The sequence below is a fragment of the Clostridium caldaquaticum genome (assembly GCF_023806125.1).
GTDB classification, from domain to species: Bacteria; Bacillota; Clostridia; order Clostridiales; family Clostridiaceae; genus Clostridium_AT; species Clostridium_AT caldaquaticum.
This window is the reverse complement of sequence record NZ_JAMSKT010000014.1, coordinates 59,093-76,393: the sequence shown is the minus strand read 5'-3', so window position 1 is coordinate 76,393 and position 17,301 is coordinate 59,093. Positions and strand designations below refer to the sequence as shown.

The 17,301-nt window shown below is 33.1% G+C and carries 16 protein-coding genes and 1 tRNA gene; 10 read left to right on the top strand and 7 right to left on the bottom strand.

Annotation, left to right across the window (positions count from 1 at the left end; translation table 11 throughout):
- Positions 1–1,380: an NAD(P)/FAD-dependent oxidoreductase gene (locus M2651_RS10310; RefSeq protein WP_252132264.1), complete on the bottom strand. Its 1,380-nt coding sequence runs from the start codon at positions 1,378–1,380 to the stop codon at positions 1–3.
- Between the two features lie 242 nt (positions 1,381–1,622).
- Here M2651_RS10310 and pgsA point away from each other — a divergent pair, with 242 nt between their 5' ends.
- Positions 1,623–2,180 carry a CDP-diacylglycerol--glycerol-3-phosphate 3-phosphatidyltransferase gene (pgsA, locus tag M2651_RS10305; RefSeq protein WP_252132263.1) on the top strand — a complete coding sequence of 186 codons (558 nt, stop codon included), beginning with the start codon at positions 1,623–1,625 and terminating at the stop codon, positions 2,178–2,180.
- Between the two features lie 46 nt (positions 2,181–2,226).
- On the opposite strand, the gene M2651_RS10300 is transcribed toward pgsA, so the two are convergent.
- On the bottom strand, positions 2,227–2,436 hold the full coding sequence (locus M2651_RS10300) for a DUF3006 domain-containing protein (protein WP_252132262.1): 210 nt from the start codon (positions 2,434–2,436) through the stop codon (positions 2,227–2,229).
- Positions 2,437–2,722: 286 nt separating this feature from the next.
- On the opposite strand from M2651_RS10300, the gene nuoE reads away from it, so the two are divergent.
- From nuoE to M2651_RS10285, 3 genes are read left to right on the top strand one after another with little or no spacing between them, the layout of a single operon-like run.
- Complete coding sequence (nuoE, locus tag M2651_RS10295) at positions 2,723–3,202, top strand: NADH-quinone oxidoreductase subunit NuoE (RefSeq protein ID WP_252132276.1); 480 nt, start codon at positions 2,723–2,725, stop codon at positions 3,200–3,202.
- A gap of 23 nt (positions 3,203–3,225) precedes the next feature.
- Entirely contained in the window at positions 3,226–5,121 is a 1,896-nt protein-coding gene (locus tag M2651_RS10290; protein ID WP_286207980.1) for an NADH-quinone oxidoreductase subunit NuoF, read from the top strand.
- A gap of 46 nt (positions 5,122–5,167) precedes the next feature.
- Positions 5,168–6,910, top strand: coding sequence for an NADH-dependent [FeFe] hydrogenase, group A6 (locus tag M2651_RS10285; RefSeq protein WP_252132261.1), 1,743 nt, complete (start codon positions 5,168–5,170; stop codon positions 6,908–6,910).
- A 35-nt stretch (positions 6,911–6,945) separates the two neighbouring features.
- Here the strand turns inward: M2651_RS10285 and M2651_RS10280 are convergent, their stop codons facing one another.
- Together M2651_RS10280 and M2651_RS10275 are read right to left on the bottom strand one after the other, a co-directional pair.
- On the bottom strand, positions 6,946–7,605 hold the full coding sequence (locus tag M2651_RS10280) for an HAD family hydrolase (protein WP_252132260.1): 660 nt from the start codon (positions 7,603–7,605) through the stop codon (positions 6,946–6,948).
- Between the two features lie 150 nt (positions 7,606–7,755).
- Positions 7,756–8,418: an HAD family hydrolase gene (locus tag M2651_RS10275; RefSeq protein WP_252132259.1), complete on the bottom strand. Its 663-nt coding sequence runs from the start codon at positions 8,416–8,418 to the stop codon at positions 7,756–7,758.
- A 215-nt stretch (positions 8,419–8,633) separates the two neighbouring features.
- Between M2651_RS10275 and M2651_RS10270 the strand changes: the two genes are divergently transcribed.
- The 6 genes from M2651_RS10270 (at position 8,634) to M2651_RS10245 (ending at position 15,160) form a co-directional block, all read left to right on the top strand.
- Positions 8,634–10,004, top strand: a complete 1,371-nt coding sequence (locus M2651_RS10270) for an MATE family efflux transporter (RefSeq protein WP_252132258.1) — start codon at positions 8,634–8,636, stop codon at positions 10,002–10,004.
- A 57-nt stretch (positions 10,005–10,061) separates the two neighbouring features.
- Positions 10,062–10,316, top strand: a complete 255-nt coding sequence (locus M2651_RS10265) for a hypothetical protein (RefSeq protein WP_252132257.1) — start codon at positions 10,062–10,064, stop codon at positions 10,314–10,316.
- 99 nt (positions 10,317–10,415) lie between these two features.
- Entirely contained in the window at positions 10,416–11,588 is a 1,173-nt protein-coding gene (locus M2651_RS10260; RefSeq protein ID WP_252132256.1) for an NAD(P)-dependent malic enzyme, read from the top strand.
- Positions 11,589–11,601: 13 nt separating this feature from the next.
- Entirely contained in the window at positions 11,602–12,723 is a 1,122-nt protein-coding gene (locus M2651_RS10255; protein ID WP_252132255.1) for a M20 family metallopeptidase, read from the top strand.
- A 66-nt stretch (positions 12,724–12,789) separates the two neighbouring features.
- Positions 12,790–13,386, top strand: a complete 597-nt coding sequence (locus tag M2651_RS10250; RefSeq protein ID WP_252132254.1) for a protein kinase — start codon at positions 12,790–12,792, stop codon at positions 13,384–13,386.
- Between the two features lie 166 nt (positions 13,387–13,552).
- Positions 13,553–15,160 (top strand): Na/Pi cotransporter family protein, encoded by a 1,608-nt coding sequence (locus tag M2651_RS10245; RefSeq protein ID WP_252132253.1) that lies wholly within the window; start codon positions 13,553–13,555, stop codon positions 15,158–15,160.
- A gap of 31 nt (positions 15,161–15,191) precedes the next feature.
- Here the strand turns inward: M2651_RS10245 and M2651_RS10240 are convergent, their stop codons facing one another.
- From M2651_RS10240 to M2651_RS10230, 3 genes are all read right to left on the bottom strand, one after another.
- Positions 15,192–15,695, bottom strand: coding sequence for a hypothetical protein (locus M2651_RS10240; RefSeq protein WP_252132252.1), 504 nt, complete (start codon positions 15,693–15,695; stop codon positions 15,192–15,194).
- Positions 15,696–15,774: 79 nt separating this feature from the next.
- Positions 15,775–15,850: transfer RNA gene (locus M2651_RS10235), tRNA-Thr, on the bottom strand.
- Positions 15,851–15,952: 102 nt separating this feature from the next.
- Entirely contained in the window at positions 15,953–17,293 is a 1,341-nt protein-coding gene (locus tag M2651_RS10230) for a replicative DNA helicase (RefSeq protein WP_252132251.1), read from the bottom strand.
- Positions 17,294–17,301: the final 8 nt, after the last annotated feature.

The window sequence follows — 17,301 nt, the reverse complement described above, 5'->3', positions numbered from 1 at the left end:
TTAACTATATTTTTCTGCCAAGATTCTTCCAACATATACTCCGCTTGCAGATGCCTGTGATAAAGAGTGAGTTACTCCTGAACCATCCCCTAACACATAAAGTCCTTTAACCTGAGTCTCGAGATTATTGTCCACTTCTACCTTTGAATTATAGAACTTAACTTCAACACCATATAAAAGTGTATCTTCATTTGCTGTGCCTGGTGCAATCTTATCCAGAGCATATATCATTTCTATAATATCATCTAATTGTCTTTTTGGCAGTACTAAACTTAAATCTCCAGGAGTTGCATTAAGAGTTGGTCTTGTAAAGCTCTTACTTAATCTGTCTTCGTTAGTTCTGCGTCCTTTAACTAAGTCTCCAAATCTTTGAACAAGCACTCCGCCGCCTAACATATTGCTAAGTCTTGCAATAGATTCTCCATATTCATTGCTGTCTTTAAACGGTTCTGTAAAATGATTTGAAACTAACAGCGCAAAATTTGTATTATCTGTATGAAGTTCTGGATTTGAATAGCTGTGGCCATTAACAGTTACTATTCCATTTGTGTTCTCACTGACTACCTCTCCATGAGGATTCATACAGAAAGTTCTAACAAAATCTGAATATTTCTTAGTTCTGTAAACTATCTTGCTTTCATAAACTTCCTTTGTTATATGCTCAAACACATCAGCTGGAAGCTCCACTCTAACTCCAATATCAACTCTGTTGCTTTCTGTTTTTATACCAAGCTTTGAACATATTTTAGAAATCCATTTTGAACCAGAACGACCTGTTGCAACAACTAAATCTTTAGCTTCATAAGTATCATTTTTAGTATTAACAATAAACTTATCATCTGTTTTATTAATATCAGAAACCTCGTTATTGAATATCATATCTATTTTATCACTTAAATAATCATATATATTCTGAAGAATAACCAAGTTTCTGTCAGTACCTAAATGTCTAACCTTAGCATCTAAAAGATGTAAATCATATTGAAGAGCCTTACTTCTAAGATCTGAATTTGCAGTAGAATAAAGCTTTGCATCTGCTCCTCCCATTTTGCAAAGCACCTCATCTACATAATACATAAGTTCTAAAGCTTTGTCTCTACCTACATATTTATATAAATCTCCGCCAAAGTTATTTGTTATATTATATTTTCCATCAGAAAGGCTTCCTGCCCCTCCATACCCATTCATTATACTGCAAACCTTACAATTTATACAAGATTTTATTTTTTCTCCATCTATTGGACATTTTCTTTTATTTAAGCTGTTCCCCTTTTCTAACATCAATATATTAATGTTCGTATTTTTTCGAACTAATTCATATGCTGTAAATATCCCGCTTGCTCCTGCACCTATTATAATTACGTCATATTTTTTATACATGCCGCATCCCTCCCTATGACATGATATCAGATTATTATAAAACAGTCAACAAAAATACGAATATTTAATTTAAATAATAAAAATTCATTCGCAATTATAGTTTTGAGCAGCCTCTTTGTGTCCGATTTTAAATTTATGCAATTATATTGTCATATATACATAAAGATTAATATAATAATTATAAATACTTTAATTCAGCAGGTATAAATATTATATGCTGCTAAATGTATAAGGAGGCTGCTATGAACATTCCTAATATACTTACTATATTCAGATTATTACTAATCCCTGCATTTGTGATAGTTTTTAAAAATTCTCCTTCTAATAATAATCTGGCTTTGTCAACAATAGTATTTTTAATTGCTGGTTTTACTGACTTTCTAGATGGTTATATAGCAAGGAAATATAACCTTGTAACTAAAATAGGAATTGTTTTAGACCCACTTGCTGACAAACTTATGTTAATGACAGTTTTAACATGCTTAGTAATTAAATCTTATATACCTCTTTGGATTCTTATTGTTATCGCCTGCAAAGAAATTTTCATGATATTTTGCGGAGTATTCCTATATAAAAAAGGTACTGTAATACCTTCAAATAAACTAGGCAAATTATCTACTATATTTTTTTACGTATCTATAGTCATTCTCGTATTTAATAAAACTGCAGGAAAATTTCTTTTATATTTTTCAGTAGCCAGTGCTCTTATAGCTCTTGTTAACTATACGTTTGTTTATAAAAAAGGTAAAAAAGACGATGATAAAAACATATATTTAAATAATAATAGGGAGTATCTTTAAATTGTAATTTAAAGATAGTCCCTGCACATTTAGTTATTGTAAATATTTATTCCCATATATCTTTAGTGATTTCTTCTATTTTCATTTTCCTTTTATTAGTCTCCTCCAGGCTAATAGTAATTTTATCCTCTATACTTAAAACATCCCCCTCCTTAGCCCCTTCTGGCAACAACTCTCTTTTAATATTTATAATTTTACCATAATATAGTTCTACAATGGCAAATTGCCCCTCAAACCTGTCAATTACCCCGAACATATTCCTCTCCTATATTTTTTAAATTATTATTATTATTCCATAAAGCAGCACATATTTCAATTAAATTATATCATAATATTATTATCCAAACACTTGTTGAAAAATAAAAAATTAACAAATTTGCATATAAAATTTTTTAAAAACCACTTAATTTCTATTAAAGTTTTTAGTATAATGTTAAAGTAAATAGTTTTCATATTGTTAATTTAGCTCCAATTATTTTATTTTTAAATTTATAGATTGTTAATTAACAAACAACTATAGGATCAAAGGAGGTTACAAAATGATGTGTAAAAGTGTATTAGTCGAAGAAAAATTCCATGAACTAGAAGAATTCATAAACAGCTTACCTAATAAAAAAGGTGCACTAATTGAAGTTCTTCATAAAGCTCAGAATATATTTGGTTATCTGCCCGAAGAAGTACAGCTCTTTGTAGCAGAAAAACTAAATGTACCTGCTTCTAAGGTTTTTGGAGTAGTAAGCTTTTATTCCTACTTTACTACAACTCCTAGAGGTGAAAATGTAGTAAATGTATGCATGGGAACCGCGTGCTTTGTTCGTGGTGCCGCTAATGTTTTATCAGAGCTTGAAAAACAGCTTGACATTAAAGTTGGAGAAACTACTCCTGATGGAAAGTTTACTATCGAAGTACTCCGCTGTGTAGGTGCCTGCGGTTTAGCTCCCGTAGTAACAGTAAACGATAGAGTTTATGGTCATGTTACTCCAAACGATGTAAAAAAGATTTTAGCTGAATATCAAGATTAATTTTATTTAGGGAGGGAAAAGGATTGGATAAAATTCATTCTTTAGAAGAACTTCAAAAATTAAATCAGGAATATAAACCTCTTCTACGCTTAAGAAAATTTGACAACACTCATGTGCCTGCCGAGGAAAACAAAATAGAAAAAAGAGACATTCTAGTTTGTGGAGGAACAGGCTGTAAGGCCTCCAGAAGTGATCAAATAGTTAGAAATTTAAAGCGTTATATAGACCTGGCTGGTTTAACTGATAAAGTTAATGTATCAATTACAGGCTGCTTTGGTTTCTGTGAAAAAGGACCTATAGTTAAAGTAAGTCCTGACAACGTATTTTATGTTCATGTAAAACCTGAAGATGCTGAAGACATAGTTCGAGATCATCTTGTTAACGGAAACGTTGTTGAGAGACTTTTATATGAAGAACCTACTCTTAAAGAAAAAGTTAAAAGACAGGATGAAATGTCCTTCTACGGAAAGCAGCAACGTATAGCTTTAAGAAACTGCGGACTTATAAATCCTGAAGATATAAGAGAATATATTGCAGCAGATGGTTATCTTGCTCTTGGAAAAGTTCTAACATCCATGAAACCTGAAGATGTTATTCAAACTATGATAGATTCAGGACTTCGCGGACGTGGAGGCGGAGGTTTCTCCACAGGACAGAAATGGCTATTTGCCAGAAGAAGCAAAGCAGAACAAAAATATATAATCTGTAATGCTGACGAAGGAGATCCAGGCGCATTTATGGATCGTTCCATTCTTGAAGGAGATGCTAACAGTGTTATTGAAGCTATGGCTATTGCCGGCTATGCTATAGGAGCCAGCGAAGGATATATTTATATAAGAGCTGAATATCCTCTAGCCATAGAAAGACTTAGACTTGCTATAAGCCAAGCTCGTGAATTAGGGCTTCTTGGAAAGAATATATTAGGTACAGATTTTAACTTTGACTTATTTATTAAATATGGTGCAGGAGCTTTTGTATGCGGAGAAGAAACAGCTCTTATCCATTCTATAGAAGGAAACCGTGGAGAGCCAACAACAAAACCTCCTTTCCCTGCAGTAAGCGGACTTTGGGAAAAGCCAACCTGCGTAAATAACGTTGAAACCTTTGCCAACATACCTCCGATTATACTAAACGGACCTGCTTGGTACAGTTCAATGGGAACTAAAACTTCTAAAGGAACTAAAGTTTTTGCTCTAGCTGGTAAAGTAAATAATGTTGGTCTTGTAGAAGTTCCTATGGGAACTACTCTTAGAGAAATTATCTACGACATCGGCGGAGGAATTAAAAACGGCCGTAAGTTCAAGGCAGTACAAACAGGAGGACCTTCCGGAGGATGTATACCTGCTGAAGCATTAGACAGCCCAATTGATTACGAATCCTTAAATGCAATTGGTTCCATGATGGGTTCAGGCGGAATGATTGTTATGGACGAAGATAACTGTATGGTAGATATAGCTAAATTCTATCTTGAATTTACAGTAGATGAGTCCTGTGGTAAATGTACTCCTTGTCGTGTTGGTAATAAACGTCTTCTTGAAATACTTACAAGAATAACTGAAGGCAAAGGAACAGAACAAGATTTAGTTGATTTAAAAGAACTTTCTGAAACAATTAAAGATACTTCTCTATGTGGACTTGGTCAGACTGCACCAAACCCAGTACTTAGTACAATGAAGTATTTTATGCATGAATATGAAGCTCACGTTAAAGAAAAACGATGTCCTGCAGGTGTTTGTCAGGCTCTTATGCAGTACTACATTACTGACAAATGCATAGGCTGTACAAAATGTGCAAGACAATGTCCTGTATCTTGTATAAGCGGTAAAGTAAAAACTCAGCATGTTATAGATCAGGAAAAATGCATTAAGTGCGGTGCTTGTCAAACAGCTTGTCCAGTTAAAGCTATAATCAAACATTAAATTTTAGATCGCTCCATCTTATAATATATCGGAAGAGGTGAAGGTTTTGAGTTTAGTAACTGTAACAATAAACAACAGACAGGTTCAGGTAGAGGAAGGAACAACTATACTAGAAGCAGCCAAACTCCTTAATATAAAAATCCCTACTTTGTGCCACTTAAATTTACATGATACAAAAATGGTTAATCAAACTGCTTCCTGCAGAGTGTGTATGGTTGAAGTAGAAGGAAGAAGAAATTTAGCTCCATCTTGTGCTACTCCTGTTTATGACAAGATGGTTGTAAGAACAGACAGTCTTCGTGCTATAAATGCCAGAAGAACAGTTGTTGAACTTCTTTTATCAGACCATCCAAAAGATTGTTTAACCTGTGCTAAAAATACTGATTGTGAACTTCAGCAGATTGCCGCTGATTTAGGTGTACGTGATATTCCATATAAAGGTGAAATGTCCACATACGAAATAGATGATTCCAGTTATTCCATAGTTAGAAATCTTGACAAATGTATTCTTTGCAGAAGATGTGAAACTATGTGTAATAAAGTTCAGACCGTTAACGTATTATCAGGTGTTGACAGAGGTTTCCAAACAGTAGTTGCTCCTGCATTTAATTTACCTATGACTGAGACTTCCTGTACTTTCTGCGGTCAATGCGTTGCTGTCTGTCCAACTGCTGCACTTACAGAAGTGAGCAATATTCCTAAAGTTTGGAGAGCTCTTAGAAACAAAGAGAAGTTTGTAATAGTTCAAACTGCTCCAGCAGTAAGAGTTGCCCTTGGAGAAGAATTCGGAATGGAACCAGGTACAATTGTAACTGGAAAAATGGTATCTGCTCTTCGTAATTTAGGGTTTGATAAAGTGTTTGACACAGATTTCGCAGCTGATTTAACAATTATGGAAGAAGCTTCCGAATTTGTTCATAGATTTAAACATGGCGGAAGATTACCAATATTAACAAGCTGCTGCCCAGGATGGGTTAAGTTCTTTGAACATCAATTCCCTGATTTACTAGATATACCTTCAACCTGCAAATCTCCTCATGAAATGTTTGGAGCTGTTGCAAAAACTTACTTAGCTGAAAAACTTGGAATAGATCCTAAAAATATCGTGGTAGTTTCAGTTATGCCTTGTCTTGCTAAAAAATACGAAGCTGCAAGACCTGAATTATCTCGTGACGGAATTCAGGATGTTGATATAGTTATAACAACAAGAGAATTAGCTAAAATGCTTAAAGAAGCTGGTATAAACTTTGCTTCACTACCAGAAAGTGATTTTGATAATCCTCTTGGAGAATCTACTGGTGCTTCTGTAATCTTCGGTGCAACTGGAGGAGTTTTAGAAGCAGCACTTCGTACAGCTTATGAATGGCTTACTAACAAAACACTGGAAGACGTTGAATTCCATGCACTAAGAGGTATGGATGGCGTTAAAGAAGCAATAATTAAAATTGACGATATAGATGTTAATGTTGCCGTTGCTCACGGACTTGGAAATGCCCGTAAGATACTTGAAGCTATACAAAAGGGCGAAGCTAATTACCATGCTATTGAAATAATGGCCTGCCCTGGCGGATGTATAGGCGGCGGTGGTCAGCCATATATTCACGGTAATGTAGAAATAGTAAAGAAACGTGCTTTAGCTATTTACGAAGAAGATAGAGGAAAAGTTAAGAGAAAATCTCACGAAAATGAAGCTGTTATAAAGCTTTATGAAGATTTCTTAGGAGAACCTTATGGTGAAAAAGCTCATGAGCTGCTCCATACTCATTATGTAAAGAGACAAAAACTATAATTTAAAGAGCTATCTCATACCGAGGTAGCTCTTTATTATTTACATATAGAACATAACTTAAAGTAATCTATATCACTAAAGCTTTTAATTATTAAATCTGCACTGCTTCTATCCTGTTTTCCAGAGTTAACATTATCAATTGCTATGCATTTCATTCCTGCTTTCTTTGCTGAATTTATTCCCAAGCAGGAATCTTCAATAACTATACACTCACAGGGTGCAGCCTTTAATTTTTCCGCAGTATATAAGAATATTTGTGGTGAAGTTTTTCCTTCTTTTATATCATCTCCACTGACTATTACCTGAAAAAATTTTGTTAAATTAAACTTATCCAATACAGTATATATATTTTTTAAAGATGTTGAGGATGCTAAAGCAAGCTTTATGTTATTTTCATATAAACTTTTCATTAACTCCATAACACCATCTATCAGCTTTTCTTCAGTGCTGGTTTTTAAATAGTTTATGTAATTTTCTCTATTTATCTTAACCAGTTCTTCAATAGACTCCTTTAAATTATATTTTTTCTTTAAACTTTTCCACATTTCCTCTGCTGGCTTTCCCACATAAGTATAGTACTCATCTTTTGTCATATTCACATTTAAACCATTAAGGAACTCACTGCATATTTTATAGTATATTGGTTCACTATCTATAATAACTCCATCCATATCAAAAATTGCTGCTTTAAACATTATTTATCTCCCCTTTTTAAGCGGCCGCTATTAAAATAATATAATTGACTAAATAATATAAGTATATTTAAAGTTTATCAAACTAAAATATTAATTATTCAAATAATAGTACTTAAAAAATAAAAAATTCAGGCAGAATTAACCTGAACTTTATATACATAACTCTTTTAATTTTTCATAGCTGATTTCTGAATAATCGCTTATTACTAAATCTGCGGGAGACAAATCTTGTTTACCTGAATTAACATTTCTATACCCAATACACTTCATTTCTGCTCTTTTAGCTGCCAAAACTCCATTAGATGAATCCTCAATTACTATACATTCTTCTGGTTTTACTCCTAATTTTTCTGCAGCATATAAAAATATATCAGGATTAGGCTTGCTTCTTTCTACATAATCTCCGCTTACTAATGCATTAAAGTACTGCCTTATATCATACATATCAACTACAGTATCAATAACATTAACTGGAGAGGAGGAAGCTACAGCTAATTTCACTTTATTTTTATGCAGTTCCTGTATAAGTTCTTTTACTCCTTTTACAATATTATCCTCATGATTTTCTGATACTAAAAGTTCAAAATAGCTGTCTCTTTCTATTTTAACTAATTCTTCAACAGTTTTAGAAAGCCCATACTTTCCCTTAAGCATCTCCCACATATAATAAGAGCTTGTACCAACAAAACTCTCTATTTCTTCATGAGTTAAATCAACTCCCATTTCCTTCAACAAGCTCTTTTCAAGTTTTGCATGTACAAGTTCACTATCGAATATTACTCCATCCATATCAAATATTACAGCTTTTAACATATAAATTCACTGCCTTTCTAAATTTAACATTTTTTTAAAACACAACACAAATAATCTAAAGCTTTTACGTTTCATAAATATTCATAAATGACCCAATTATTATTCTAATATACAAACTTATAAAAAGCTACTTATAATATATAGAATTTATTTGAAAAATAAGCTACAATTATATTTTGCGGGTCTTTACGAAAAAAATATTCATGGAGGTACATATGAGGTTAATAGAACTCTTTAATGATAAAAAGTTTTATAAATCAATGCTAAAGCTTGCTCTGCCAATAATAACTCAAAACCTGGTTCTATCTTCTCTTAATTTAGTAGATACAATAATGATAGGACGACTTGGCGAAAGAGCCATCGCAAGCGTTGGACTTGCTAATCAGTACTTTTTTCTGCTGAACCTGCTTTTATTTGGAATTGTAAGCGGTTCATCAATTTTTACAGCTCAATATTGGGGAAATAAAGATTTACCTAATATAAAAAGAGTACTTGGTATATCCTTAATATCGGGAATAATATCTTCTTCAATATTTACATTAGGAGCACTAATGTTTCCTCGACAGATACTCAGCATTTTTTCCAAAGACATGGATGTTTTACTGCTTGGAAGCAGATATTTAAGAATTGCTGCACTTAGCTATATTATAACTTCTATCAGCTTTTCTTTTTCTTTTACCTTAAGAAGCATTGGACAGGTAAAAACACCTATGAAAGTAAGCATTACAGCTTTAGCAGTAAACACTTTATTTAATTATCTTTTAATTTATGGCTCCTTTGGCTTTCCAAGAATGGAAGTAGAAGGTGCTGCCATAGCCACAGTTTTTGCTAGATTTATAGAAGTAACTTTAATACTATATATTGTATACAAAAATAAATATCAAGTAGCTGCAAAACTTTATGAACTGCTTGATTTATCTTCATCATTTATTAAGCAGTTTTTTAAGGTTACAACACCTGTTATATTAAATGAAACAATCTGGGCATTAGGTGTAAGCCTATATGCAATAGTTTATGCAAGAATGGGTACTGAAGTTATTGCATCAACTAATATCTCTGCTACTATAGAAAGAATTGCATGGGTAGTATTTCTTGGAATAGGCAATGCTTGTGCTGTTATGCTAGGTAATAAAATTGGTAGTGGAAATGAAGAAGATGCATTTATATATGCAAAACGCTTCATAATAATAGGTCCCTCCCTAGCATTGCTTGCAGGAATAATTGTTGCTGTATCCTCAAAGTACATTCTATCTGCATATAATATTTCACCTGTAGTTTATAACTATGCAGCCAGAAATCTTCTTGCATTTTCAGCTTTCTTATGGGTTAAATGCTTTAATTACATATGCATTGTTGGAATACTTAGAAGCGGCGGCGACACAAAATTCTGTCTTCTTTTAGACACTGGAGGAGTCTGGTTTGTAGGAGTTCCTTTAGTATTTCTAGGGGGCATAGTATGGAAGCTTCCAATATACTGGGTATACACCCTTGCATACATGGAAGAAGTTTTTAAACTTATATTAGGACTTCCAAGAATATTATCTAAAAAATGGATTAATAATTTAACTGTGAAAACTAAAGAATGACAGTATAATTTCTTTCATATATACTATAAGTACAAATACATTAAGGGAGGTAAAAAAATGGCTGCTAAAGAAGAAATAAAATCAGCTATAATTAACGAACTTACTCTACATATTGAAAAACTTGAAATGGATAATGAGATACATATTATAAAAGAAGAACTTCAAAATCCTAATTATGAAGCTGAGCTTCAATTTATTTTAAGACTTAAAAATATATTAGGAAAGCTAATTCAAAATATTAAATTAGATGATGAGGATACTAAGACTTTAGAGAAAGTTATCAAAGATAAGAATTTAATATATGAAATTTAGAAAGTTTTCGACATTTTAAAATTGACTAAATATTTATGCTAGAGCTATAATAAACTTATTAATTGCGTGAATAAATATACAAAAACAGGAGTGATAAAAATGTCAATTTACGATGAATCTTTAAAATTCCACGAAGAAAAAAGAGGTAAAATAGAAGTTATTTCAAGAGTATCTGTAAATAATTCCGAGGATTTAAGCCTTGCTTATACGCCTGGGGTTGCTCAGCCTTGTCTTGAAATAGAAAAGGATGCTGATAAAGCTTATATATATACAAGAAGATGGAATACTATTGCTGTTGTTTCTGACGGAACTGCAGTACTTGGATTAGGAGATATAGGTCCTTTAGGCTCACTTCCTGTTATGGAAGGTAAAGCTGTTCTTTTTAAGACCTTTGGTGATGTAGATGCTTTTCCAATAATATTAAACACAAAAGATGTAGACGAGATTGTTGACACTATTTCAAAAATTTCTCTTTCCTTTGGCGGAATTAATCTAGAAGATATAAGTGCTCCAAGATGTTTTGAAATTGAAAGAAAATTAAAAGAAAAACTTGATATTCCTGTATTTCACGACGATCAGCATGGAACTGCTGTAGTTACTTTAGCAGGACTTATAAATGCACTAAAAATAGTTAACAAAAAATTAGAGGACATTAAAGTTGTAGTTAACGGTGCTGGTGCTGCTGGGGTTGCTGTAACAAAACTTTTACTATCCTCTGGCGTTAAAAATATAATTATGTGCGATAGAAAAGGTGCTATATATAAAGGCCGTGAAGGTTTAGATTCTTCAAAAGAAGAAATTGCAGCTATAACAAACCATGAAAAACTTAAGGGCACTCTTGCCAAAGTTATGGCTGGTTCCGATGTATTCATAGGAGTTTCTGCACCTAAAACAGTTACAGAAGATATGGTACGCTCTATGAATAAAGATGCAATAATTTTTGCTATGGCAAATCCAACTCCTGAAATATTTCCAGAAGAAGCTAAAAATGCTGGAGCAAGGGTTATAGGAACAGGCCGCTCTGATTTTCCAAACCAAATCAACAACGTACTTGCCTTCCCTGGAATATTCAGAGGTGCACTTGATGTACGTGCAAAAGATATAAATGAAGAAATGAAAGTTGCTGCTGCTTATGCAATAGCAAATTCAATTTCTGACAGTGAATTAAGTGAAGATTATATTATTCCTAAATCTTTTAACAGGGAAGTTCAAAACAAAGTTGCTGAAGCAGTGAGGGAAGCTGCTAGAAAAAGCGGTACAGCAAGAATATAGGAAGGATAAAACTATGGACTTAAAAAAAATAATTAAAGATAAGCTGCCGTTAATTAGTGAGGCTAGAGAAAAGCTGCATAATAATGCTGAACTTTCTTATAAAGAATATAACACTCAAAAAATCCTGTTAGATTTTTTAAAAAATATAAAAATTAATGCTGAAACAATGCTTGAAACAGGAGTTACAGCCACACTCAATGAAGAAGAAAGCTGCATTGCCGTAAGAGCAGATATGGACGCTCTTCCTGTAAACGGGGTTTCTCATGCCTGCGGTCATGACTACCATATGGCGGTTGCTCTCGGCACAGCCTTAGTGCTTAAAGAAATAGGCTTTAAAAAATGCGTTAAGTTCATATTTCAGCCAGCTGAGGAAGCAGAAGGCGGAGCTCTTCCTATGATTAAAAAAGGTGTTTTAAAAAACCCTGAAGTAAAATATATGATAGGTTTTCATGTTTGGCCCAAAATTCCTGTTGGAAAAATTGAAGTATCCAGCGGTGCCTCCATGGGTTCTGTAGATGACTTTAATATAACCTTTAAAGGTATAGGCGGTCATGCTGCCATGCCCCACATTTGTAAAAATCCAATATTTCCTGCAATTGATCTTATTCAAAGCATGACAATGAAATCCAGGATAGAAAATAATCCGCTAAACCCTCATGTTATAACCTTTTCTGCCATAAACGCAGGAACTGCAAATAATGTTATACCAGGTGAGGCAAAAGTACTTGGAACTGTAAGAACTTTTGACAATGCTTTAAGAAAAAGCATAGAGCAAGATATTAGAAATTCTGCTGAACTGGCAGCTGGAAAATATGGCTGTGAAGCTATTATTAATTACTCATTCCAGTATCCACCAGTAATTAGTGATATTGCTTTAACAGAGCTTTTTATAAATGCTTCTAAAAAAATACTTGGAAGTGAAAATGTACTGCCTCTTGAAAAAACTTTTGCCGCTGAAGACTTTGCCTTCTTTGCTGAAAAAGTTCCTTCCGTTCACTTCAGGCTTGGTATTTCAGACGGAATAAAAGGAGAGCATCCTCTACATTCGCCTTATTTTGATGTATCTGAAGATGCGCTTTATTATGGAATATATGTAACAGCTAATTTTATACTTTCACTTGAAGATAAACTTTAAAAATAACTGTAACATATAATGTATACTACTCATATTATAATATAAAGCAATGTTTTCGGTGTATATATGGGTAAGCACAAGCATAAATGTGAAGATACAAAATACCCTGATATTGATCTTTTTAAGTGCAGTTTTCTAGGCAAAGGACATAACGGTATAGTTTATCTTCTACCTGATAATAAAGTTATAAAAATATGTTTTGTTATGAAGGATTTTTATAATGAAGCATATATACTTAAAAAGGTAAACGGAAATAAGTATTTCCCTCGAATTTACGAAACTGGGGGAAATTATATGATAAGAGATTATGTTGATGGACTTCCTTTAAAAAAATACATAAAGATAAATGGATTAAGCAGAAAACTTGCTTTAGATTTAATAACTATGCTGAAAGAGTTTGAAAGACTTAAGTTTAAAAAAATTGATGTTAGATGCAAAGATGTTTTTGTAGAGCCTGATGGAAAGATAAAAATTATTGACCCTCAAAAATTTTACTCTAAAAAAAGAGATTTTCCAAGGCATCTTTCAAAAGGACTTTATAAATTAAATGTTTTAGATATTTTTATGGAAGTGTTAAAAGAAACTGAGCCTAAGCTTTATAATAAGTGGCACTTAAAAATAAAAAGTTATATTCAAGAGCTGAAAACCAGAGAAAAATTATAACAAAAATAAGTTGTTTCATTTTTGAAACAGCTTATTTTTTTATCAAATGTTATTTATGTTAAATCTATGTTAAATTTCAGTGAAATGCACTTAACAATATTAATTTGTCATAGTATGATATATTTTGTAGGCGTACTATTATTTTATATAATAACGGAGGAAATGTATGGATATTACATCAATGATTTTCGGTCTTATTGGCGGATTAGGTTTATTCCTTTATGGAATGAAGATGATGGGTGAAGGTCTAGAAAATTCTGCAGGGGATAAACTTAAAGTGTTTTTTGAAAAAATAACTTCAAACCCTGTAAAAGGAATTTTGGTTGGTACTATTGTTACAGGAATTATCCAAAGCAGCAGCGCAACTACAGTAATGGTAGTTGGTTTTGTTAATGCAGGACTTATGAATCTGTATCAGGCTGCTGGTGTAATTATGGGTGCCAATATTGGTACTACAGTTACAGGTCAATTAGTTGCTTTTAAACTTACAAAAGCTGCCCCAATATTTGTTGGAATCGGTACAGCTATTGTTTTGTTCTCAAAAGGAAAGAAACTTAAGCAAATAGGAGATATAGTTTTAGGTTTCGGTATATTATTTATGGGAATGCAAATCATGGAAAGTTCCATGAAACCATTGACTAAAATGGATGAGTTTAAAAACTTAATAACTACTTTAAGTCATAACCCTTTCCTTGGAATTCTGGTTGGTATGGGCATGACTGCAGTAGTACAAAGCTCATCTGCTACCATAGGAATTTTAATTGCTATTGCTTCAACGGGAACACTTCCAATTGAGGTAGCACTTCCAATACTATTTGGAGACAATATTGGAACATGTGTAACAGCTATGTTAGCTAGTATAGGAACAAATAAGACTGCAAGAAAAGCAGCATTAATCCACTTAAGCTTCAATACAATAGGTACAATTATTTTCACATTGTTATTAGTACCATATACTGCTTTAATAAAATACATAAGCCCTGGAGATACTGCAAGACAGATTGCAAATGCTCATACTTTATTTAATGTAACTAACGTATTTATTCAGGCATCTTTTATTAAGTACTTAGTTCTTATGGTTAACAAAATTATACCAGGCAGCGATGTTAAAGAAAAAATGGGGCCGAAATATCTTGATGAAAGACTTCTTGAAACTCCAGTAATTGCTGTTGGGCAGGTAGTTAAAGAAATAATACGAATGGCAAACAAAGCAAAAGAAAATTTAGAACTTTCTATGGATGCCTTTAGAAAAAATGATGAAAAGCTAGTTGAAAAAGTAGTTGAAAATGAGGGGCTTATTAATCTTTTAGAAAAAGAAATAGTTTCCTTCTTAGCAAAACTTTCAAATAAGGAGCTGTCTGCTGAGCAATCTGAAATTGTAACTTCTATGTTCCATGTAGTAAATGACATAGAAAGAATAGGAGACCATGCAGAAAACTTATCAGAGCTTGCTTATGAAAAAATTTCATCTAAGCTCATCTTTTCTCAGGAAGCACTTTCTGAATTAGACCATATTTATAACTATACTTTAGAAGCATTAAACACAAGTATTGAAAGTTTTGAACATAATGATCCAAATAAAGCTCAAAGCGTTCTTAATATAGAAGAAAAAATTGATAATCTTGAAAAACAGCTGCGTACAACTCACATAAGAAGACTTCATACTGGAATCTGCAACGCTCACAGCGGTACAGTTTTCCTTGATATGATAAGCAATTTTGAAAGAGTTGGAGACCATGCAATGAACATTGCTGAATCTGTTTATAACCGCTAAACTGCAGGGGATATCCCCTGCAGCTTTTTAATTAAATATTTAATTTTTTAATTCTCATATCTATAACTTCGATTTCATTTTTTATTGAATTTAACTCATCTGTTATTCTGTTTAAAGTGCTGTTTAATTCATCTAAATCCATAGTTTCATACTCTAAAGCCCTTAAGCCGCTCACTCCAAATTCAATATTATACAATCTGTCGTTAATATTTAATATAAATTTTTTCATATCCAGCAAAGTTCTTTTTTCAAGGGTAACTTCCCTGCCTTCATCGTCAATGTATATGTAAGAAGCACGTTCTCCACATTCTGCACATACAAAATCTATCTCAATGGAGTTTTCCTTCTCTTTTTCTCTAAACTTGAATAAACTGCAGCCGCATTTATCGCATTCAGGAACTACCATTTTTCCATCTAGTTGAAAAGTTTCCTTTACATCATGACAATGCGAACATTCAACCTTAAATGAAACACCATCTGGAACAACTAAAAACTTATTATTATCACACTTATTACAAATCCTCGTTCTATACATAAAAACCCACCTCCTACTTATGAATATATGAAGGAAAATGGGTTACTATGACTAAGTTTTATAAAATATTTAGAAAAATTGGAGCTCCCGATGGGACTTGAACCCACGACCTACTGATTACGAATCAGTTGCTCTGCCAGCTGAGCTACAGGAGCATAATATCTATAGCTAAATATTACCATCTGTTTCGAAAATTTTCAAGATATTTAAAAAATGAACACATAAAAGATTTAATAAATCTTCAATGTGTCCAACACTTAATATTCTTCACGATGCACAGTATCAAGACTTCCAAACTTACTGTATTGTCCAAGCCATGCAAGCTTAACAGTTCCTGTAGGACCGTTTCTTTGTTTTGCTATAATACATTCTGCTACGTTTTTTTCTTCTGTTTCTTTATTATAGTATTCATCTCTGTATAAAAACATTACAAGGTCAGCGTCCTGCTCAATGGAACCTGACTCTCTAAGGTCTGAAAGCATTGGTCTGTGGTCTGCTCTTTGCTCTGGAGCACGAGACAGCTGTGATAGTGCTATAACCGGACACTGCATTTCTTTTGCCAGTGCTTTTATAGAACGTGATATTTCAGAAACTTCCTGCTGCCTGCTTTCAGAATTGCTTCCGCTCATAAGCTGAAGGTAATCTATAAGTATCATATCTATACCATGTTCAAGCTTTAATCTTCTGCACTTTGAACGCATTTCCATTACTGAAACACCAGCAGTATCATCTATAAATATTTTAGCTGCTGCAAGAGGTCCTGAAGCTTTAGCTATGTTTTCCCAGTCTTTGTCGTCTAGGTTACCTGTTCTTAACTTAAGCATATCTACATTAGCTTCAGCACAGAGAAGCTTATAAGCAAGCTGTTCTTTTGACATTTCCAAGGAAAAGATAGCTATGCTTTTCCCTGCTCTTAAGGCTGCATGCTGAGCAAGGTTTAAAGCAAAAGTAGTTTTTCCCATGGATGGTCTTGCAGCTATAAGTACCATATCCCCCTTTTGAAAACCGGAAGTTTTAGCATCTAAATCAGGAAAACCGGAAGGAACTCCTGTAATCTGTCCTTTGTTATTAAAAAGCCTTTCTATCTCTAAAAAACCTCTTTCAAGCACTACACTCATGGGCTCGAAATCTGCTGTATTTCTCTTATCTGCAATATTAAATATTTTCTGCTCTGCAGAGTCTAAAACTCCTTCTACATTATCCTGCTTATTGTAACTGTCCTCAATTATTTCCGTAGAAGCCCTTATAAGCTTTCTAAGCATAGCTTTTTCGGAAACTATTCTTATGTAGGAGCTTACATTTGCTGTAGAAATTGCTGTAGAATATATTTCACTTATATAAGTTACTCCTCCAACTGCTTCAAGCTTTTGAGAAGAAGCTAGCTCATTAGCAAGAGTAACCATATCTACAGGAGTATCTTTTTGAAACAAATCAAGCATTGTATTAAAGAGTATTTTATGAGCATCTCTATAAAAATCCTCACTTTTTAAAACTTCCACAGCCTGTGCTATGGAAGTTTTTTCTTTAAGCATGGAACCTAAAACCCATTGTTCAGCTTCTATATTGTGAGGTAAACTTCTAAGAGGTGTAGTATCCATACTTTTAA